Here is a 19,283-nt window from a genome sequence, read left to right as displayed (position 1 = left end):
GCTGGTGATTCATCGCAGAATCGACCCTCAGCCCGTCTGGGCCGCCGAGTTGCACCTCACCTTCGAAGCCCGCAGTAAAAGCCGTTTGCGCTGTTTCAGTGCCGAAGGTGAAGACGTCGGGCTCTTTCTGGAGCGCGGTCAACCGCCGCTGCACGATGGCGAATGCCTTGAGGCAGAAGACGGCAGAATCGTCCGCGTCTGCGCGCGTCCCGAGCAACTGCTGCATGTCACCTGCGCCAATCCCTTCGAGCTGACCCGTGCGGCTTATCACCTCGGCAATCGCCACGTCGCCTTGCAAGTAGGCGATGGCTGGCTGCGCTTGCTCGACGACTATGTGCTCAAGGCGATGCTCGAACAGCTGGATGCCAATGTCGAGCATATTGAAGCGTCGTTTCAGCCCGAGCACGGCGCTTACGGCGGTGGCCATCACCACTCCCGGCAGGGCGAGGAAGCCTTCAATTACGCGCCGAAACTGCACCAGTTCGGCGTGCGTATATGAATCCAGCCTGGGCGCTGTTACGTCTGGCCAGTCCGCAGTTGCCGATTGGCGGCTACAGCTATTCGCAGGGACTGGAGATGGCTGTGGATAACGGCCGGGTGAGTGATTCCGAGAGCGCGCGACGCTGGATCAGCGATCAGTTATTGCTGAACCTTGCACGCTTTGAAGCACCGCTGCTGCTTGCTCATTGCACGGCAGCGGCCGAGGAAAACTGGGCCGATCTGTTGCAGCATTGCGAAGAACATCGCGCCAGTCGCGAGACTCGGGAGTTGCACCAGGAAAGCCGGCAGATGGGTTACTCGCTGCAACAACTGCTCAACGGGCTGCCCGAACTGGACGCAGCGGCCCGGGCGTTTCTTGTGCAACGTGCCGAGCCGCACCTGGCCCTCGGCTGGGCGCTGGCGGCGCGTGCCTGGCAAATCGAACCGCAAGACGCGCTCGCGGCGTGGCTGTGGAGCTGGCTGGAAAACCAATTGGCGGTGTTGATGAAGACCCTGCCGCTGGGCCAGCAAGCCGCGCAACGCCTGACCAGCCAACTGCTGCCACTGCTGCAGCAAGCGCAACAGCACGCCAGCCACATCACACCCGAACATTACGGCAGCGCTGCTTTCGGCCTGTCTCTGGCAAGCATGGCCCACGAGCGCCAGTACAGCCGCCTGTTTCGTTCCTAGGGCCTTTTACTTTGGAGAATCACATGAACGCTCAACCTTTGCGTGTCGGCATCGGCGGCCCGGTCGGTTCCGGCAAGACGGCCCTGACGTTGGCGCTTTGTCTGGCACTGCGCGATCGCTACAACCTCGCCGTCGTCACCAACGACATTTACACCCGCGAAGACGCCGATTTTCTGGTGCGCAACGAAGCGCTCGCCCCTGAGCGGATTATCGGCGTGGAGACCGGCGGCTGCCCGCACACGGCGATCCGCGAAGACGCGTCGATCAACCTGGAAGCGGTGGACCAACTGAACCGACGCTTTCCGGGGCTTGATCTGATTCTGGTGGAGTCTGGCGGTGACAACCTGTCGGCGACGTTCAGCCCGGAGCTGTCCGACCTGACGATCTATGTGATCGATGTGTCGGCCGGCGACAAGCTGCCGCGCAAGGGTGGACCGGGCATCTGCAAATCCGATCTGCTGGTGATCAACAAGATCGACCTCGCGCCGCTGGTGGGCGCATCGCTGGAAATGATGGACAGCGACACCCGCCGCATGCGCAGCGGCAAGCCGTTTGTTTTCAGCAACCAGAAAACAGGTCTGGGGCTGGAAGAGATCATCGCCTTCATCGAACGCCAAGGCTTGCTGATCGCAGCCTGATCAAAATTTCAACAAGGAAGCTTAGCCATGACATTGAAACGCACTCTGGTCACCCTGGCCCTTTTGGTGACGCCAGCCATTGCACTCGCTCATCCGGGCCATGGTGACAACGGGTTGATCGCCGGCATCAGCCACCCTATCGGTGGTCTCGATCACTTGCTGGCAATGCTGGCCGTCGGCTTGTGGGCGGCGCAGCAGCAAGGCGCCGCGCGTTGGGCGCTGCCCTGCACGTTTGTCGGCACGATGCTGATCGGCGGGTTATTGGGTTTTCAAGGGCTGAATTTGCCGGCGCTGGAAAGTGGCATCGCCGCGTCAGTATTGGCGCTGGGCCTGGCTGTTGCGCTGGCAGTGCGACCGCCATTGAGCCTGGCGGTCGCGGCGACAGCATTATTTGCACTGTTCCACGGTGTCGCGCATGGCCTGGAATTGCCCGACATGTCCAGCCCTTGGGCCTATGCAGCCGGTTTCGTGGCGGCAACGGCCGCGTTGCATGCGGCGGGTTATGCGGTGGTGCGAGTATTGCCTCGGGCGGCGGCGCCGTTGGTGCGTCTGGCGGGAGCAGCTTCGGCGGCGACCGGCGTGTGGTTGCTGGCTGGCTGATTTCTTTATCGCCTGTAATGGCCTCATCGCGAGCAAGCTCGGCTCCTACAGTGGAATGCGGCCTGATCGCAAGCAAGCTCGGCTCCCAGAGTGGAATGCTTACTCTGTGGGAGCTCTGCTCACAGTGGAATGCTTACCTTGTGGGAGCTCTGCTCACAGTGGAATGCTTACTCTGTGGGAGCCGAGCTTGCTCGCGATAGCGGTCTGACAGACACCGCCTCTCTCCGACCGGGCTCTCTGCTAACATGGCGCGCAATTAACCCTGCCGTGACGACGCCAGCCAATGCCGCATCAGCCCCACTCTACTCCCCAGCCTGAACTGACCGCACTGTTCGCCTCGGTGCAACAGCATTTCCGGGACGTGATCGTGCCACTCTGGCAAGGTCCGGGCTGGAATGCCGACATGGCGCTGCCTTACGAAGCGCTGGATGCGGACCACCATCCGCTGCCACCTCAACGCTACCGGGCCATGGCCTGCGCGCGGCAGCTGTATGTGTTTTCCAGCCTGATCGGTCAGCTGGCGGGAGCCGAAGACCGAGCGGCGGCGCTGTTCCGTTCCTTGCAGCAACATTTTCACGATGCGGAACACGGCGGCTGGTTCTACAGCATTGACCCGCAAGGCGCTCCGCTCGATCGGCGCAAGGATCTCTACACCCACGCCTTCATCCTGTTTGCCTGCGCCCACTACTGGGACAAAGTTCGCGAGCCGTTGGTGGAGTCAGTGCTCAACGCCACACTTAAAGTGATCGCGCAGCGTTTCGCGACGAATGACGGCCTCTACGAAGCCTGCCTCGAACAGGACTGGTCTTCCTTGGACACAGGGCCGCTGCAGAATCCGCTAATGCACCTGGCCGAAGCATTTCTCGCAACGCTGTCGATTCGTGCTGACGCGCCGGTACAGCGAGCACTTGTCGAGTTATGCAGCGGGATGCACCAGCGTTTTATCGATCCACAGCATGATGTGTTGATGGAAAAGCCATTGGGTGCTGTGGATAACTGGTTTGAACCGGGTCATCAGTTCGAGTGGTTCTTCCTGCTCGAATCCTCGCCGTTGTTGCGCGGTTCGCCGCTGCACGACTCACTCGACCGAGCTTTTGCGTTCACCGAGCAACTGGGCGTCGAAGAATCGAGTGGCGCCGTGCGGGCCATGTTGACGCTGGACGGGCAAGCGAAAGATGGCACCCAGCGCATTTGGGCTCAAGCTGAATACCTGCGAGCGCTGACGTTGCGAGCGAACAGCGACGCTGCAGTCATCCGCCAGTTGCAGGCGTTGCTGCAGCACTCTTTGCATGCGCACGGCTGGTATGAATGTCGCGATGAGAACGGTGAAGTGAGTCGCCGCGATATGCCGTCGACGACGCCTTATCATTTGGCGACCTGTTATCGCGGTTTGGCTGAATATCTCGCTGACTGAGAGATAGTCATCGCGAGCAAGCTTGCTCCTACAAGATCGTGTTGCTCGCGCAATGGCGATTCAGCACAAACCCTGTGGGAGCAAGGCTTGCCCGCGATTGCCGTTACACGGTATCAGGCCTTGTCACCACTGCGATGAATCGCAAACCCACTCCACGACTGACTCACCGGCATCAACTCCAGGCTGTTGATGTTGATGTGCGCTGGCGCGTTCAGCACCCAGAAAATCGTGTCGGCGATGTCTTGCGGCTGAATCGGCTCGGCGCCGGCGTAAGTGGCGTTGTAACGCTCCTGATCACCGGCAAAACGCACCAGCGAAAATTCGCTTTCGCACAGGCCCGGCTCAATATTGCTGACGCGCACGCCGGTCCCTTGCAGGTCGCAGCGCAGGTTCAGCGAGAACTGTTTGACGAATGCCTTGCTCGCCCCATACACGTGACTGCCCGGGTACGGATAATTGCCGGCGACCGAGCCAAGGTTGATGATGCCGGCACCACGGCCGTGGGCGATCAGTCGCGGCAACAACAGACGCGTGCTGTACATCAGGCCCTTGATGTTGGTGTCGACCATTGTGTCCCAATCATCCAGGTCGCACTTCGGCGCTGGGTCCGCACCAAGCGCCAGGCCAGCGTTGTTGATCAGCCCGCGCAGTTTGGCGAAGGATGGCGGGAGATTGGCAATGGCCTCTTCCATGGCCTGGCGATCACGCACGTCGAGCACAATCCCGTGCACTTCAGTCTGCTTCGACAGTTCGGCGCACAGGGCATTGAGGCGTTCTTCACGACGGCCTGTCAGCACCAGTTTCCAGCCCGCATCGGCGAAACGACGAGCGCAGGCTTCACCAAAACCAGAGGTTGCTCCGGTAATAAACAGGGTGTTGGACATCGTGTTCTCCTTGCTTCGGCCGACGCGCAGCCATTGAATAGAAAATCAGCTGGCAGCATGCCCGGCCTTGCAGGCAGCGGCAACCACTGCGCGATTGCTCAAATAACAACCAATCGCCGCAAAACCTCTCGCTGCGTGGCCTGCAGCCATGTGCGCGCACCTTATCCACAGGCCGGTCCACAGTTTTCGGGGGCAAGTAAAAAACCTGCAGGCCGCTGTGCACAAGGCTTTCCGAGCACTTTTAAAACTTTTTTGCTTGACCCCTGGATGCCGGCTGTGTAGCTCAAGGCGTTTTGCACGACGGGACTATGGAATCGGCGATGGCGCGAAGCCAGCAACCACGGCACTCAGCGGAGTCTTTCCAGAGTTTAACCACAGACTTATCCACAGGCTTGTACCCGGCTGTTCGAGTGGGATTGGCTGCTGATAAAAAGGTTGACAAAGACACTTGCCAGCGCCAAGAAACTCACCGATCAAAAAACAACCACATCGCTACAAGCCACGGCCCCAAAGGCCTGCAGCCATGTACTACCACGTTATTCACAGCCACTTCCACAGCAAACGGGGACAACTCAAAACCGTGATAAAACAGCCATTTGCAGCGTCTTTATGTCGCGGTTTCGGAGCTTGGTGAATTTGTTTTCCACAATTTGCCGAAGCTTCAAATTGCCGATGTGGGAGCAAAGCTTGCTCGCGATAGCGGAGGTTCAAACTCCTTACGTTTGATGCGGTACACCATCGCGAGCAAGCTTTGCTCCTACGGATTCAGAACGCAAAAATGCCCCGATGATTGCTCACCGGGGCCTGGGTGTTTGAACAGACTTTAATGCCCGCCGAGGTAAGCGTTGCGCACCTCTTCGTTCACCAGCAGCTCCTTGCCGCTGCCGGTCAGACGGATTTCGCCGTTAACCATCACATACGCCCGGTCCGAGAGCTTGAGCGCGTGATTGGCGTTCTGTTCAACGAGGAAAATGGTCATGCCGGTTTTCGCTAACTCCCGCAGGGTGGAAAAGATCTGTTTGACCACAATCGGCGCCAGCCCAAGGCTCGGCTCATCGAGCAGCAAAAGCTTTGGCCGGCTCATCAGCGCACGGGCGATGGCGAGCATCTGCTGTTCGCCACCGGACATCGTCATGGCGCGTTGCGTGCGCCGTTCCTCGAGCCGCGGAAACAGTTCGAACATGCGCTGCATGTCTTCCTTGGCATATTTATCGCCGATCGGAATGGTGCCCATCAGCAGGTTTTCCTCGACGGTCATGTCGGGGAACACCCGTCGGCCTTCTGGCGACTGCGCAATGCCGTGCGACGCGATGTAGTGGGATGACTTGTGGGTAATGTCCACGCCCTGATACATGATCTGCCCGCTCGCTGCCCGCGGCTGGCCGAAAATCGACATCAGCAGGGTCGATTTGCCGGCGCCGTTGGAGCCGATCAGGCTGACGGTTTCCCCTTCATTGATCTGCAGCGAGACTTTCTTGAGCGCCTGGATCGGGCCATAAAACACGTCCAGTTCTTTAAGTTCGAGGATGGGTTGGCTCATAGCACCACTTCCTCTTCATCAGCGCCCAGATAGGCCGCAATCACTTTCGGGTCATTGCGAATGGCGTCGGGTCCGCCTTCGGCGATAACGATGCCGTGGTCCAGCACCACGATGTGGTCGGAAATACTCATAACCATGCCCATGTCGTGTTCGATCAGCACCACGGTCAGATCGTGCTCGTCGCGCAGCAGCCGGATCATCGCGCTCAGCGCTTCGGTTTCCTGTGGGTTGAGGCCGGCAGCCGGTTCGTCGAGGCAGATGATCTGCGGCCGGGTACACATGGCCCGGGCAATCTCCAGACGGCGTTGCTGACCGTAGGACAATTCACCGGCCAAGCGGTTGGCGCAATCCACCAGGTCCACCACTTCCAGCCAGTAGAAAGCGTGATCAAGCGCATCGCTTTCGGCTTTGCGGTAAGCCTTGGTGTTGAGAATGCCAGCCAGCAGGTTGCGGTTGACCCACATGTGCTGGGCCACCAGCAGGTTTTCCAGTACCGACATTTCCTTGAACAGGCGAATGTTCTGGAAGGTACGCGCCAGTCCCGCCCGGTTGACCAGGTGAGTGCCACCGAACATCTTGTAGTACATACGGCTGAGGAAGGATTTCGGCGAGACGAAATCGGTGGGTTTGAACGACTCACCCAGCAACTGAATGACGTTGGTTTCCTGGCCACGAACATTGAGTTCGATCTTGCCGCCGGAGGCCTTGTAGAAACCGGTGAGGCAGTTGAACACAGTCGTCTTGCCGGCACCGTTTGGGCCGATCAGGGCAAAAATCGAGTTGCGATGGACCTTCAGGCTGACATCGCTCAGCGCCTTGATGCCGCCAAAGTGCATCATCAGCTTCTCTACAGAGAGGACGACTTCGCTCATGGCGCTACTCCTTTACGCGGCGTCACACCGGTACGGCTGATCCGAATCAGGCCGCGCGGTCGCCAGATCATCATCAACACCATCAACACACCGAACAGCAGCACACGGTATTCAGCGAAACCACGCAGCAGTTCCGGCGCGACGGTCAGCACGAATGCTGCGATGACCACGCCGATGGTCGAGCCCATGCCGCCCAGCACCACGATGGCGAGGATCAGTGCCGATTCGAAGAAGGTAAACGAGGTCGGGTTGACGAAGCCCTGATAAGTGGCGAAGAACACCCCGGCCAGACCGGCCGTCGATGCGCCGATGGTGAACGCCGAGAGTTTCACCAGTACGTGGTTGAGGCCCATGGAGCGGCAAGCGATCTCGTCTTCGCGCAACGCTTCCCAGGCGCGTCCGACCGGCATGCGGGTCAGGCGATGCTTGACGTAAAGCACGGCCAGTACGACCAGGAACAACACGGCGTAGATGAAGTAATACTTTACGTCAGGGTTGTAGGCGATGCCGAAGTACTCGTGGAAGGGAACACCGCCCTCCTTCGCCCGTTTGCCGAACTCCAGACCGAAGAAAGTCGGCAGTGGTGCTGCCATCCCGTTCGGGCCGCCGGTCAGCGACAGCCAGTTGTTGAGCACCAGACGAATGATTTCGCCGAAACCCAGGGTCACGATCGCCAGGTAATCGCCGTGCAGACGCAGCACGGGGAAGCCGAGAATGCATCCGGCAAGACCGGCCATGATTGCCGCCAGTGGCAACACCGTCCAGAAACCCAGCCCCAGGTATTGATAACCGAGCGCCAGGCCGTACGCGCCGATCGCATAGAACGCCACGTAACCCAGATCGAGCAGCCCGGCCAGGCCGACCACGATGTTCAGCCCCAGACCGAGCAGCACATAGATCAGCCCGAGGATAACCACGCCCAACAGGTAGGAGTTGGAGAAGAACGGGAAGATCACGGCAACGACGATCAGTATCGGGATGATCCAGCGCAACCGGGATTTGTAATCCGGCGGCAGTACATGCACCCCGGAGCCAGTAGTTTCAAATCCTTCGAGGATGCGCAGGCCCTTTGGCGTTTGCAGGAACAGGCTCAAAGCAAAACGGCCCGCCATGACAATGGCGACAATCCAGGCGACCCGCGTCGTTTCCATATTGAAGCCGTAGCCATCAAGGACCACGCCGACTATCGGCCCAAAAACGATCAGGGCTACAAGGCCGGCGAGTATGGCGTCAACCAGGCTTCTTTTGAGATCAATGGTTTTTTGAGTGGTTGAAGACATCGCTTACACCTTCGACACAAGAGGACGGCCGAGCAGGCCTTGGGGCCGAAAGACCAGAACGAGTACGAGCAGCGAGAAGCTGAACACGTCTTTGTAGTCGGAGTTGACCAGACCGGAGAACAGCGACTCGGAAATACCGAGAATGATCCCGCCGAGCATCGCCCCGGGCAGTGAGCCGATCCCGCCAAGCACCGCTGCAGTGAACGCTTTGATACCGATGATGAAGCCGGCATAGAAATCGAACGTGCCGTAATTCATGGTGATCAGTACACCGGCCAGCGCTGCCATCGCAGCACCGATGATGAACACGTAGGAGATTACCCGGTCGGTGTTGATCCCCAGGATCGAGGCCATCTTGCGGTCTTGCTGAGTCGCACGGCACATGCGGCCGAGCTTGGTGTACTTGATGATGTAGGTCAGCAACGCCATGCCGGCGAATGCCGCGATCAGAATGAATACTTTGGTGTAGGTCAACTGCACGAAACCGGTGCCGATTTCGACGCGCCAGGCACCTGTCAGCAAGGTCGGAACACCTTGTTGTTTCGCGCCTTGAGCAATTTGTGCGTAGTTCTGCAGGATCAGGGAGATACCGATGGCACTGATCAGCGGCGCCAGACGGGTTGAGTTGCGTAGCGGTTTGTAAGCGACACGCTCGATGACCCAGCCATAAACCGCCGTTACCACAATGGTGAAAATCAGCGTGCCAAGCATCAGGAGCGGGAAGGATTCAATACCGAAGTATGCCAGCAGAGCCAGACTGATTGCCGCGAGGTAAGCGGAAATCATGTAAACCTCGCCGTGGGCGAAGTTGATCATGCCAATGATGCCATAGACCATTGTGTAGCCGATGGCGATCAGGCCATAGACCGACCCGAGGGTCAGGCCGTTGACCAGTTGCTGCAGGAAAATACCATCCATAACGCAATCTCACGCAGTGAAAACCTGCACACCTTGGGTGTGCGGCTCTTCTAGGAAAAATACAGATTTACGTCGGAGCAATGTCAGCCACGATCCCGTCGACCAAAACCGGATCCTGTAGGAGCGAGCCTGCTCGCGATAGCGTCATAACATTCAACACGGTTGTCGACTGTCAGTTCGTCATCGCGAGCAGGCTCACTCCTACACGGATTGCATCAGATCAGGTGATCGCGTCAGCCCTTACTTCTGTTTTTCCAGCTGGTGGTATTTGCCATCCTTGTCCCACTGGTAAACCACGTAGTCGGAGACTTTCAGGTCGCCCTTGGCGTCCCAGGTCTTCTCGCCCATGACGGTTTTCACAGGGTTTTTCTTCAGCCACTCGGCGGCTTTCTCGCCGTTGTTGGATTTGGCACCGTTGAAAGCGGCAGCCAGGGTTTGAACGGAAGCGTAGGCATACAGGGTGTAGCCTTCAGGCTCGGTGCCTTGCTTGCGGAACTCGTCTACCACGGTCTTGCTGTCTGGCAGCAGACGCGGGTCGGCGCCGAAGGTCATCAACACGCCATCGACGAACTGTGGACCGCCCGCAGTGGTGACCAGCTCATCGGTGACGATACCGTCATCGGACATGAACTTGACGTCTTTGAGGCCTTGCTCACGCAGTTGACGAACCAGAGGACCGGCTTCCGGGTGCAGACCGCCGAAGTAGACCACGTCGGCACCGGCGCCACGGATCTTGGTCACGATGGTGCTGAAGTCTTTCTCGCCACGGGTCAGACCTTCATACAACACAGGTTTCACGCCGCGTTTTTCCAGCTGTGCCTTGGTGGCGTCTGCCAGGCCTTGGCCGTAGGTGTCCTTGTCATGCAGGACTACGACTTTCTTGCCTTTGAGCACGTCGACAATGTAGTCGCCGGCTACGATGCCTTGCTGATCGTCACGCCCGCACATACGGAACATGGCGCTGAGGCCGCGTTCGGTGACCGCCGGGTTGGTCGAACCCGGGGTGATCGCAATGATGCCCGCTTCGTCGTAAATCTCGGAGGCCGGGATGGTGGAGGAGGAGCAGAAGTGACCAACCACGCCGGCGACTTTCTGGTTGGTGAGGTCCTTGGCGACCGTCACAGCCTGTTTCGGCTCGCAGGCGTCATCACCACGTACCAGTACGATTTTTTCCCCGTTGACGCCGCCAGCTGCGTTGACCGCATCGGCCGCCGCCTGTGCACCCTTCATGTACTGCTCGCCAAATGCCGCGTTGGCACCTGTCATCGGACCCGCCACACCAATTTTTACATCGGCCTGTGCAAACGCAGAAACACCCAAAGCAGTAGCCACTGCGAGGGCCAGAAAGCCTTTCTTGTAAAACGTCTGGGACATGAGGTGGTGCTCCAAGGTTTTTTTAGTTGGCAGTGCGACTTCTCTGAATGCTCAGAGCAAGTGCCGTGCCATCGGTTTTTTATTCTGAAAAAAGTCGCTGCTTTATTGTTATTTCGACTGTTTCGAGCCCATTTTCATTGAGCGTGCAACCGTCTAAACCGCTGAAGGTGAAACCGATATAATTTTGTGGCGCAACCTGCACGCGCCATCATTGCAACCGCAGTGCGAAACGACGTGCAACCGACCTGTAACAACACACGTCACCGAAGTGCACACTGCTGGTGCGCAGACTGCTACAACGCGCACCACTACAGGCTAGTCGCTGGGCTGAAAAGCGCCGCTGCCAGCAACAAATTTCAACAATCAAATCACGATCCGCAAGCACTGGCCTGCGTGATACAGGGAAAATCCGGCCTCGTACAAACAGCTGCGCAGGCCCGCCCCCGCCAGAGGCTGCATCGGTGCGAATGGAATGGGCAGCGCCTGCGCATCGCCCTTGCACAGATAATCGGCAAACGCCTTGCCCACTACTGTCCCCGTGGTCACCCCGCGCCCGTTGTAACCGGTGACCGCCACCAAGCCGGGCGCGGGTTCAAACAGGCGCATCAAATGATCAGGGGTGAAGGCGATACAGCCAGTCCAGGTGCATTCCCATTCCACGGGTTTGAGGTAGGGGAAATAGTGCTGCTGAACGCGATCGGCCCAGGCTTTCAGAAACCAGGCCGGTTTCTGATTGCCGTTGCCGAGACTGCCCAGCAACAGACGTCCTTCCTTGTCGCGGCGGATGCTGCTGAGCACCTGGCGGGTGTCCCACGAACCCTGGCCGCCCGGCAGGATTTGTTCTGCGGCCGCCTCGGTCAACGGCACCGAGGCAACCTGATAGTAATAACCGGGGAAGAAATTGCGCCGAAGCTCGGTCCAGTCGCCCTCGGTGTAGGCGTTGGAGGCGATCACCACTTGCTCGGCCAGCACTGAACCCTGCGCGGTTTGAACTGACCAGCGCTGGCCCTGGCGCTCGAGTCGAGTCACCGGCGAATGATCAAACAGCTGGCCGCCCAAAGCGATGGCTGCTTTCGCCAGCCCGGTCGTATAAGCCATCGGGTTTATCGTGCCTGCGCGACGATCGAGTAATGCAGCAGCGATTTTTTTCGTGCCGGTGGCCTGCTCGCAAGCTTGCCCGGTGAGTAATTCGACCGGCGCGCCGCGACGTTTCCACTGTTGTTCCCGACTGCGCAGGTCCGCTTCGCCACGCGCGTTGTGCGCCATGTGCAACGTACCTTCGCGGCGCAATTGGCAATCGATGTTGTACTTATCCACAAGGCTGAAAACGAGGGAAGGCGCTGCACCGAGCATGCGGTTGAGCTGGCTGCCCACCGCTTCGCCAAAACCGGCTTCAATCTCGTCCGGTGGAATCCACATGCCGGCATTCACCAGCCCGACGTTGCGCCCCGAACCGCCATGCCCGGCGCGATGCGCTTCCAGCACACAAACCGTTTTGCCCTGTTCGAGCAAGTGCACCGCTGCTGACAAACCGGTGAAACCGGCGCCGATCACGCACACATCGACTTTCATTTCGCCTTTGAGCGCCGAGTTGTCGGGCCTTTGTGGCGTCAGTTTTTCCCACAGACACTCTTCGCGTAACGGCATTGCCAGACTCCAGCGCAAACCTAACCAACACACGGTTCAAAATGTAGGAGTGAGCCTGCTCGCGATTGCGGGCTATCAGTCAACACAGATGTTGAATGTTAAATCGCTATCGCGAGCAGGCTCACTCCTACAGGGGATCACTGTTCGACGTGGGCGTCAGTCGAACGTAATCCCCTGCGCCAACGGCAACTCCAGCGAATAATTCACGGTGTTAGTCTGGCGGCGCATGTAGCCGCGCCATGCATCGGAACCGGATTCACGACCGCCGCCGGTTTCCTTCTCGCCACCAAACGCGCCGCCAATTTCCGCGCCGCTCGGGCCGATGTTGACGTTGGCAATGCCGCAGTCACTGCCTACCGCCGACATGAACTGCTCGGCTTCACGCACATCAGTGGTGAATATGCACGACGACAGGCCTTGTGGCACTTCGTTGTTGAGGCGCAGTGCTTCGTCGAAATCCTTGTAACCGATCACGTAAAGGATCGGTGCGAAGGTTTCATCGCGAACCACTTCACTCTGCTCGGGCATTTCGACAATCGCCGGCGACACGTAGTAGGCGTTCGGGAACTGGTCTTCCAGCTGACGTTTGCCGCCAAACACGCGACCACCCTCGCTCAGTGCCTGCTCGAGAGCGTCCTGCATGTTTTCGAAGCTGTGCTTGTCGATCAGCGGGCCGATCAGATTGCCTTCCAGCGGATTGCCGATGCGCACTTTCGAGTACGCGGCTTTCAGGCGGGTGACGATTTCTTCTTTCACCGATTCATGCGCGATCAGGCGCCGCAGCGTGGTGCAACGCTGGCCGGCGGTACCGACGGCGCTGAACAGAATCGCACGCACCGCCATGTCGAGGTCGGCGCTTGGGCCGAGGATCATCGCGTTGTTTCCGCCCAGTTCAAGAATGCTGCGAGCGAAACGTGCAGCGATTTTCGGTGCCACTTCGCGACCCATGCGGGTGCTGCCGGTGGCGCTGATCAACGCGACTCGCGGGTCGTCGACCAGTGCCTCGCCGGCATCTCGGCCGCCGATGATCACTTGGCTCAGGTGAGGCGGCGCATCGTTGAAATTCTTCAAGACGCGATCAAACAGCGCCTGACACGCCAGAGCGGTCAGCGGGGTTTTTTCGGACGGTTTCCAGATCACCGGGTTGCCGCAGACCAGCGCCAGCGTGGTGTTCCAGGCCCAGACCGCAACCGGGAAGTTGAACGCGCTGATCACGCCAACGACGCCCAGCGGGTGCCAGGTTTCGCGCATGTGGTGGCCGGGGCGCTCGGAGGCGATGGTCAAACCGTACAACTGGCGGGACAGGCCGACGGCAAAGTCACAAATGTCGATCATTTCCTGCACTTCACCCAAGCCTTCCTGAGTGATCTTGCCCGCTTCCCAGGAGACCAGCTCACCGAGGTCGGCCTTGTACTCGCGCAGGATATCGCCCAGTTGCCGCACCAGTTCGCCACGGCGCGGGGCCGGAATCTTGCGCCACAACTCGAACGCATGATCTGCGCGACTGATGTGCTGCTCGACTTCAGCGGCGCCTTCCCAGTTCACAGCGGCGATGCGGCTGCCATCAATGGGCGAGTGCACCGGCACTTTGCCGTTCTGGTACAGGGCCGGGTTCACACCAAGACGGTCAAGCAATGCGGCAACCATGGGTCACTCCTCAAGCGAAAACAGCAAACGTGCAGCCGGATGAATTCGGCCGATCAGGCTTATAGTTTTAGCGCTCCGGAGGTTACCCAACAAACGACCTTTAAGAGAGATATCATTCCGTTTATTCATGCTTTGAATAGTTGGCGAAAAAGAAACAAGAAAAAAGGACCGTCCATGTTGAATAAACGCTACCTGCCGTCGATCACCGCCCTCCAGTGTTTTGAGGCCGTGACCCGGCATTTGAGCTTCACCCGCGCCGCTGAAGAGCTGAACCTGACCCAGAGCGCCGTCAGCAAACAGGTCGCACAACTCGAAGAGTTGCTGCAGCACCTGCTGTTCCGCCGGGTGCGCCGACGCCTGCAAATGACGCCGGCCGGGGATTTGTACCTGGTAGAAGTAAGAAAAATCCTCACGCAGGTCGAGATGTCGACGCATTACCTGCGTTCCTACGGCGGCGAAACCGAAGTTCTGCGTGTATCGACTCCGCCGACCTTCGGCGCGCGCTGGCTAGTGCCGCGTCTGAAGGGCTGGCGTTTGCGTCACCCATCGATTCACCTGGACCTGTGCAGCGAGCAGGAAGCCGACGATCTCTTGCAAGGTCGCAGCGACCTGGCGTTTTATTTCGGCCAAGGGGCGCGCCCTCGCACCGAATGCCTGAAATTGTTCAGCGAAGAGCTGGTACCGGTCTGCGCGCCCGGCAGCCTGCCGGAAACGCCACTCACCGACCCGACACAACTCGCTGATCTGGTTCTGCTGCAAAATGCTTCGCGCCCCCAGGCATGGCACGACTGGTTCGACAGTCAGGGCTACCACACCGAACACAGCTACCACGGCCCACGCTTCGAGACCTTTTACATGTGCATCCGCGCTGCGCAGGTTGGCTGTGGCGTGGCGCTGTTGCCGCGTTTCCTGGTGGAAGAGGAATTGGCTGACGGCAAACTGGTCATTCCCTGGCAACACGCGATGCCCAGTTCCGACGCCTATTACCTGGCTTATCCCGAGCATTCGGCGGAAGTGCCCAAGGTTCGGGATTTCGTGAAGTGGATGCTTGAGCAGATTGATAGCCCGGACATATCGCCTGGTTGAGGCGTCACACACTCCCTTGTGGGAGTGAGCCTGCTCGCGATAGCGGTGGGTCAGTCAATATTGATGTCGAATGAAATATCGCCATCGCGAGCAGGCTCGCTCCCACATGGGATCGCTATGCCCCAAAAATCGCTGGCAATAACTACCACCGATATGCGCCACTAACCTGATTCAAAGTGGAGAACCCCCGTTATGAGCGAGAGTGTGTTTGCCGATCGCATCGTGCAGAACCTGCTCGACACCGACTTTTACAAACTGACGATGATGCAGGCGGTGCTGCACAACTACCCGAACGTGGAAGTCGAATGGGAGTTTCGTTGCCGTAACAGTGAGGATCTGCGGCCTTATCTGGCGGAAATCCGTTTTCAGATCGAGCGCCTGGCGGAGTTGAGTTTGAGCCCGGACCAACTGAGTTTCATGGAGCGCATCAGCTTCATGAAACCGGATTTTCTGCGCTTCCTCGGGCTGTTCCGATTCAACCTGCGTTACGTGCACACCGGCATCGAAAACGGCGAACTGTTTATCCGTCTGCGCGGGCCGTGGCTGCATGTGATTCTGTTCGAAGTGCCGCTGCTGTCCATCGTTAGCGAAGTACGCAATCGTTATCGCTACCGGGAAATCGTTCTGGAGCAGGCCCGCGAGCAGCTCTATCGCAAGTTCGACTGGCTGAGCGCCAATGCCAGCAGTGATGAATTATCCGAATTGCAGGTAGCCGATTTCGGCACGCGTCGTCGCTTTTCTTTCCGCGTGCAGGAAGAAGTGGTGAACGTGCTCAAACACGATTTTCCCGGACGTTTCGTCGGCACCAGCAACGTGCACCTGTCCCGGGAGCTGGACATGAAACCTTTGGGCACCATGGCTCACGAATGGATCATGGCGCACCAGCAACTCGGCCCTCGCCTGATCGACAGCCAGATCGCCGCGCTTGATTGCTGGGTGCGTGAATACCGTGGTTTGCTCGGGATCGCGCTGACCGATTGCATCACCACTGATGCATTTCTCAGTGATTTCGATCTGTACTTCGCCAAGCTTTTCGACGGTTTGCGCCATGACTCCGGTGATCCGATACTCTGGGCAGAAAAGGCCATCGCCCACTATCACCGGCTCGGCATCGACCCGATGAGCAAGACCCTGGTGTTTTCCGACAGCCTGACCCTGCCCAGGTCGCTGGAGATCTTTCGGGCACTGCGCGGCCGAATCAATGTCAGCTTTGGTATCGGCACGAACCTGACGTGCGATATCCCGGGTGTTGAACCGATGAGCATCGTGCTTAAAATGGCCGCCTGCAATGGTCAGCCGGTCGCCAAGATCTCGGACGAGCCGGGCAAGACGCACTGCAAAGACCCCAATTTTGTCGCCTATTTGCGACACGTTTTCAAAGTTCCTGCCGCCCTTTCAAGCCCAACAAGCAAGGAGTGAATTCATGCAAGCCGTACAGCGTGAGATTGCCGAGCAGCTCAAGGTTCAACCGCCGTTTGCCGACAAGGCAGCCCTTGAGGCTGAAGTCGCCCGGCGCATTACATTCATTCAGGAGTGCCTGATCAACTCCGGGCTCAAGGCCCTGGTGCTCGGCATCAGCGGCGGCGTCGATTCGCTCACCGCTGGCCTGTTGGCCCAGAGAGCCGTGCGTGAATTGCGCGAGCGCAGCGGCGACGACAGCTACACGTTCATCGCCGTGCGCCTGCCTTACGGCGTTCAGTTTGATGAGCAGGATGCGCAGGATTCAGTGAACTTCATCAGCCCGGATGAGCGCCACACGGTGAACATCGGGCCGTCGGTCAAAGCCCTGGCGGGTGAAATTGCGGCTTTCGAAGGACAGCATGCGGTATCGGTGGATTTCGTCCTCGGCAATACCAAGGCGCGGATGCGCATGGTCGCGCAATACGCCATCGCGGGTGCGTGCCAGGGCTTGGTGATCGGCACTGACCACGCGGCAGAAGCGGTGATGGGTTTCTACACCAAGTTCGGTGACGGCGCGTGTGACCTGGCCCCCTTGAGCGGGCTGGTCAAGAACCAGGTACGCGCCATTGCGCGCAGCTTCGGCGCCCCGGAATCGCTGGTGGAAAAAATCCCGACCGCCGACCTCGAAGACTTGTCGCCCGGCAAACCGGACGAAGCGGCGCATGGCGTCACCTATGCCGAAATCGACGCGTTTCTGCACGGCGAGCCGGTGCGCGAAGAGGCGTTCAAGATCATTTGCGACACGTACAGGAAGACTCATCACAAGCGCGTGATGCCGTTTGCGCCCTGACCTTGTCAGTTAGCGGCGTATAGACGCTTGTAGGAGCTGTCGAGTGAAACGAGGCTGCGATCTTTCGACAGTGCTATAAGATCAAATTCAAAAGATCGCAGCCTCGTTTCACTCGACAGCTCCTACAGGGTCGTACATAGGCTTCGAGCAAAAAAAAGCGCCCCGATCGGGACGCTTTTTTTTATGCGCGATTCGCTTACTTCAGCGTAACCGTACCTTTCATCATCGAGATGTGGCCCGGGAACGAGCAGAAGAAGCCATATTTCTCACCAGCAGCCAGCTTCGACACATCAAAAGTCACCGAATCGGTTTCCTTGGCGCCGATGATTTTGGTGTGGGCGATGATGCGCGCGTCGCCTTCTTTCAGGTAGCTCTTGTCGATACCGGCTGCCAGGCCATCGGTAGCGATCGGCTGCATGTCGGCTTCCTTGCTCAGCACCCAGTTATGACCCATGACGTTTTTCGGCAAGTTGCCGGAGTGAGTCAGCTCGACGGTGAAGGTCTTGCAGCTCTTGTCGATTTCGATGGCTTTGGTGTTGAAGGTCATCTGGTCGGTGGAGTCAACGGTGGTCTTGCACTCGGCAGCCATCAGTTGGCTGCTGGCCAGTGTCAACAGGGATACCGCAACGAGTTTGGCAAACATGGTGAATCTCCAAGGCAGGGTTAATAACGTGCGAATGGACAGAAGACTGCCTGAAAACTTCGCAAGTTCCTATGACTTGAGTCAAAAATTGTATACAACTTTCCGGCTATTACCCCAATCGAGACAATCTACCAGCCAGACCTCTGGACCGGCTCTATCATTGAGCCACTATCCCCGGACGGAGTGTCTGACATGTTCATCAACAGCCTGTTATGCAGCTTGCTCGCCGCCTACGCCTGCGGTGCCAGTGGCACTTACGAAACGCCAAAGCGCGACGCCTAGCGCTTGGAGTGTCGAGCCTGAAACTTTACTCTGTGGCCATTCTGACCACGGAGGAAAGCATGTCTCTAACATCCGTTTGTGTATTTTGCGGTGCCAGCACCGGCTCCGATCCCGCCTATCGCGAGGCAGCGGTAGCCCTCGGCCAGGCCTTGGCCGAGCGCAAGTTGACGCTGGTTTACGGCGGCGGTGCCGTCGGCCTGATGGGTGTTGTCGCCGATGCCGCACTGGCCGCAGGGGGCGAAGTCATCGGGATCATTCCGCAAAGCCTCAAGGACAAGGAAATCGGCCACAGCGGCCTGACTCGCTTGGAAGTGGTCGACGGCATGCATGCGCGCAAGGCGCGGATGGCCGAACTCAGCGATGCGTTCATCGCCTTGCCTGGTGGCCTTGGGACCCTGGAAGAACTGTTCGAAGTCTGGACCTGGGGCCAACTGGGTTACCACGGCAAACCGCTGGGACTGCTGGAAGTAAACGGTTTCTACAGCAAATTGACCGGTTTTCTTGATCATATCGTCGGCGAAGGCTTCGTTCGAGAAGCGCACCGTGACATGCTGCAGGTGAGCGAAACACCGCAAACACTGCTCGATGCTCTGGACGCGTGGCAGCCGACAGTGGTGCCAAAATGGACAGAGCAAAAACCCGGCTAACGGCTCGGCACCGATACAGGGCAGAATATGCGCCGCTCAACCTCACCTTCGACCCCAGAGGATCGCCCATGGCTAAACCTAATTATTCCTTCGCCAAACGTCAGAGAGACTTGGCCAAGGAGCAGAAGAAAGAGGAAAAGCTTCAGCGCAAGAAAGCTACAGCTGAAGAAGAAGCAGCAGCACTGAACCCGGATGCAGAAGGCGAAGTGGCAGAAAGCGATGTTGAAGCACCGAAAGATCAGGCGCCCGACGCCTGAGACCCTCAGGGCCCGATGATCTGATCAGGCCCACCGGATCTGTGTCCAGGGTCAGCAGTTCCTTGCTGACCCTCACAGGCCAATCTGAAATACCCCTTCTCAAAAGAATCGCACATTACCTTGTGGGAGCGGG

General features: G+C 58.5%; 19 protein-coding genes. 10 read left to right on the top strand and 9 right to left on the bottom strand.

The genetic code is table 11. From position 1 onward, the window contains the following. Nucleotide 1 precedes the first annotated feature (1 nt). From ureE to DU29_RS0112600, 5 genes are all read left to right on the top strand, one after another. Nucleotides 2-499, top strand: coding sequence for an urease accessory protein UreE (ureE, locus tag DU29_RS0112620; protein WP_028622038.1), 498 nt, complete (start codon nucleotides 2-4; stop codon nucleotides 497-499). Continuing rightward, on the top strand, nucleotides 496-1,170 hold the full coding sequence (locus DU29_RS0112615; RefSeq protein WP_028622037.1) for an urease accessory protein UreF: 675 nt from the start codon (nucleotides 496-498) through the stop codon (nucleotides 1,168-1,170). The genes ureE and DU29_RS0112615 overlap by 4 nt, the downstream gene beginning before the upstream one ends. A gap of 23 nt (nucleotides 1,171-1,193) precedes the next feature. After that, on the top strand, nucleotides 1,194-1,808 hold the full coding sequence (gene ureG, locus DU29_RS0112610; protein ID WP_028622036.1) for an urease accessory protein UreG: 615 nt from the start codon (nucleotides 1,194-1,196) through the stop codon (nucleotides 1,806-1,808). 27 nt (nucleotides 1,809-1,835) lie between these two features. Beyond that, nucleotides 1,836-2,408, top strand: a complete 573-nt coding sequence (locus DU29_RS0112605; protein ID WP_028622035.1) for a HupE/UreJ family protein — start codon at nucleotides 1,836-1,838, stop codon at nucleotides 2,406-2,408. Between the two features lie 283 nt (nucleotides 2,409-2,691). Then, the gene (locus tag DU29_RS0112600; RefSeq protein WP_028622034.1) at nucleotides 2,692-3,822 is read left to right on the top strand and encodes an AGE family epimerase/isomerase; all 1,131 of its coding nucleotides are present in this window, start codon (nucleotides 2,692-2,694) and stop codon (nucleotides 3,820-3,822) included. A 113-nt stretch (nucleotides 3,823-3,935) separates the two neighbouring features. Here DU29_RS0112600 and DU29_RS0112595 read toward each other — a convergent pair whose 3' ends face one another. The 8 genes from DU29_RS0112595 to amaB all read right to left on the bottom strand — a co-directional run bounded on the left by DU29_RS0112595 (nucleotide 3,936) and on the right by amaB (nucleotide 13,984). Further along, nucleotides 3,936-4,706, bottom strand: coding sequence for an SDR family oxidoreductase (locus DU29_RS0112595; protein WP_028622033.1), 771 nt, complete (start codon nucleotides 4,704-4,706; stop codon nucleotides 3,936-3,938). 823 nt (nucleotides 4,707-5,529) lie between these two features. Beyond that, complete coding sequence (locus DU29_RS0112590; protein ID WP_028622032.1) at nucleotides 5,530-6,246, bottom strand: ABC transporter ATP-binding protein; 717 nt, start codon at nucleotides 6,244-6,246, stop codon at nucleotides 5,530-5,532. Further along, nucleotides 6,243-7,118: an ATP-binding cassette domain-containing protein gene (locus tag DU29_RS0112585; RefSeq protein ID WP_028622031.1), complete on the bottom strand. Its 876-nt coding sequence runs from the start codon at nucleotides 7,116-7,118 to the stop codon at nucleotides 6,243-6,245. The genes DU29_RS0112590 and DU29_RS0112585 overlap by 4 nt, the downstream gene beginning before the upstream one ends. Continuing rightward, complete coding sequence (gene livM / locus DU29_RS0112580) at nucleotides 7,115-8,398, bottom strand: high-affinity branched-chain amino acid ABC transporter permease LivM (protein WP_028622030.1); 1,284 nt, start codon at nucleotides 8,396-8,398, stop codon at nucleotides 7,115-7,117. Before livM ends, DU29_RS0112585 begins: the two co-directional genes overlap by 4 nt. A 3-nt stretch (nucleotides 8,399-8,401) precedes the next feature. Further along, nucleotides 8,402-9,316, bottom strand: a complete 915-nt coding sequence (locus tag DU29_RS0112575) for an ABC transporter permease subunit (protein WP_010464150.1) — start codon at nucleotides 9,314-9,316, stop codon at nucleotides 8,402-8,404. Between the two features lie 240 nt (nucleotides 9,317-9,556). Beyond that, nucleotides 9,557-10,690 carry an ABC transporter substrate-binding protein gene (locus tag DU29_RS0112570; protein WP_028622029.1) on the bottom strand — a complete coding sequence of 378 codons (1,134 nt, stop codon included), beginning with the start codon at nucleotides 10,688-10,690 and terminating at the stop codon, nucleotides 9,557-9,559. A gap of 363 nt (nucleotides 10,691-11,053) precedes the next feature. Beyond that, nucleotides 11,054-12,337 (bottom strand): L-pipecolate oxidase, encoded by a 1,284-nt coding sequence (gene amaA / locus DU29_RS0112565; protein WP_028622028.1) that lies wholly within the window; start codon nucleotides 12,335-12,337, stop codon nucleotides 11,054-11,056. A gap of 156 nt (nucleotides 12,338-12,493) precedes the next feature. Beyond that, nucleotides 12,494-13,984, bottom strand: a complete 1,491-nt coding sequence (amaB, locus tag DU29_RS0112560) for an L-piperidine-6-carboxylate dehydrogenase (RefSeq protein WP_028622027.1) — start codon at nucleotides 13,982-13,984, stop codon at nucleotides 12,494-12,496. A gap of 174 nt (nucleotides 13,985-14,158) precedes the next feature. Here amaB and DU29_RS0112555 point away from each other — a divergent pair, with 174 nt between their 5' ends. From DU29_RS0112555 to nadE, 3 genes are all read left to right on the top strand, one after another. Beyond that, nucleotides 14,159-15,070 carry a LysR family transcriptional regulator gene (locus DU29_RS0112555; protein ID WP_028622026.1) on the top strand — a complete coding sequence of 304 codons (912 nt, stop codon included), beginning with the start codon at nucleotides 14,159-14,161 and terminating at the stop codon, nucleotides 15,068-15,070. Nucleotides 15,071-15,262: 192 nt separating this feature from the next. Then, the gene (gene pncB / locus DU29_RS0112550) at nucleotides 15,263-16,489 is read left to right on the top strand and encodes a nicotinate phosphoribosyltransferase (protein ID WP_028622025.1); all 1,227 of its coding nucleotides are present in this window, start codon (nucleotides 15,263-15,265) and stop codon (nucleotides 16,487-16,489) included. Nucleotides 16,490-16,493: 4 nt separating this feature from the next. Further along, nucleotides 16,494-17,321 carry an ammonia-dependent NAD(+) synthetase gene (gene nadE, locus DU29_RS0112545; RefSeq protein ID WP_028622024.1) on the top strand — a complete coding sequence of 276 codons (828 nt, stop codon included), beginning with the start codon at nucleotides 16,494-16,496 and terminating at the stop codon, nucleotides 17,319-17,321. Between the two features lie 196 nt (nucleotides 17,322-17,517). Here the strand turns inward: nadE and azu are convergent, their stop codons facing one another. Then, the gene (gene azu / locus DU29_RS0112540; RefSeq protein WP_028622023.1) at nucleotides 17,518-17,964 is read right to left on the bottom strand and encodes an azurin; all 447 of its coding nucleotides are present in this window, start codon (nucleotides 17,962-17,964) and stop codon (nucleotides 17,518-17,520) included. A 341-nt stretch (nucleotides 17,965-18,305) separates the two neighbouring features. Here azu and DU29_RS0112530 point away from each other — a divergent pair, with 341 nt between their 5' ends. Together DU29_RS0112530 and DU29_RS0112525 are read left to right on the top strand one after the other, a co-directional pair. Further along, a complete protein-coding gene (locus tag DU29_RS0112530) occupies nucleotides 18,306-18,893 on the top strand; it encodes a TIGR00730 family Rossman fold protein (protein WP_028622022.1) in 588 nt (195 codons plus the stop codon). Between the two features lie 68 nt (nucleotides 18,894-18,961). Further along, complete coding sequence (locus tag DU29_RS0112525; RefSeq protein WP_028622021.1) at nucleotides 18,962-19,150, top strand: hypothetical protein; 189 nt, start codon at nucleotides 18,962-18,964, stop codon at nucleotides 19,148-19,150. The last annotated feature ends 133 nt before the right edge of the window (nucleotides 19,151-19,283 follow it).

The sequence above is a fragment of the Pseudomonas sp. Ant30-3 genome, assembly GCF_000690905.1.
Classification (GTDB): Bacteria; Pseudomonadota; Gammaproteobacteria; order Pseudomonadales; family Pseudomonadaceae; genus Aquipseudomonas.
The sequence above is the reverse complement of the archived record's forward strand: the minus strand, read 5'-3'. Positions and strand labels throughout refer to the sequence as shown.

Bases quoted from the DNA above. Each gene is read 5' to 3' on its own strand.
- ureG (WP_028622036.1), top strand. From the start codon at position 1,194: ATGAACGCTCAACCTTTGCGTGTCGGCATCGGCGGCCCGGTCGGTTCC.
- pncB (WP_028622025.1), top strand. From the start codon at position 15,263: ATGAGCGAGAGTGTGTTTGCCGATCGCATCGTGCAGAACCTGCTCGAC.
- DU29_RS0112615 (WP_028622037.1), top strand. From the start codon at position 496: ATGAATCCAGCCTGGGCGCTGTTACGTCTGGCCAGTCCGCAGTTGCCG.
- DU29_RS0112590 (WP_028622032.1), bottom strand. From the start codon at position 6,246: ATGAGCCAACCCATCCTCGAACTTAAAGAACTGGACGTGTTTTATGGC.
- livM (WP_028622030.1), bottom strand. From the start codon at position 8,398: ATGTCTTCAACCACTCAAAAAACCATTGATCTCAAAAGAAGCCTGGTT.
- azu (WP_028622023.1), bottom strand. From the start codon at position 17,964: ATGTTTGCCAAACTCGTTGCGGTATCCCTGTTGACACTGGCCAGCAGC.
- DU29_RS0112585 (WP_028622031.1), bottom strand. From the start codon at position 7,118: ATGAGCGAAGTCGTCCTCTCTGTAGAGAAGCTGATGATGCACTTTGGC.
- DU29_RS0112575 (WP_010464150.1), bottom strand. From the start codon at position 9,316: ATGGATGGTATTTTCCTGCAGCAACTGGTCAACGGCCTGACCCTCGGG.
- DU29_RS0112600 (WP_028622034.1), top strand. From the start codon at position 2,692: ATGCCGCATCAGCCCCACTCTACTCCCCAGCCTGAACTGACCGCACTG.
- nadE (WP_028622024.1), top strand. From the start codon at position 16,494: ATGCAAGCCGTACAGCGTGAGATTGCCGAGCAGCTCAAGGTTCAACCG.
- amaA (WP_028622028.1), bottom strand. From the start codon at position 12,337: ATGCCGTTACGCGAAGAGTGTCTGTGGGAAAAACTGACGCCACAAAGG.
- DU29_RS0112530 (WP_028622022.1), top strand. From the start codon at position 18,306: ATGTCTCTAACATCCGTTTGTGTATTTTGCGGTGCCAGCACCGGCTCC.
- DU29_RS0112525 (WP_028622021.1), top strand. From the start codon at position 18,962: ATGGCTAAACCTAATTATTCCTTCGCCAAACGTCAGAGAGACTTGGCC.
- DU29_RS0112605 (WP_028622035.1), top strand. From the start codon at position 1,836: ATGACATTGAAACGCACTCTGGTCACCCTGGCCCTTTTGGTGACGCCA.
- amaB (WP_028622027.1), bottom strand. From the start codon at position 13,984: ATGGTTGCCGCATTGCTTGACCGTCTTGGTGTGAACCCGGCCCTGTAC.
- DU29_RS0112595 (WP_028622033.1), bottom strand. From the start codon at position 4,706: ATGTCCAACACCCTGTTTATTACCGGAGCAACCTCTGGTTTTGGTGAA.
- DU29_RS0112555 (WP_028622026.1), top strand. From the start codon at position 14,159: ATGTTGAATAAACGCTACCTGCCGTCGATCACCGCCCTCCAGTGTTTT.
- DU29_RS0112570 (WP_028622029.1), bottom strand. From the start codon at position 10,690: ATGTCCCAGACGTTTTACAAGAAAGGCTTTCTGGCCCTCGCAGTGGCT.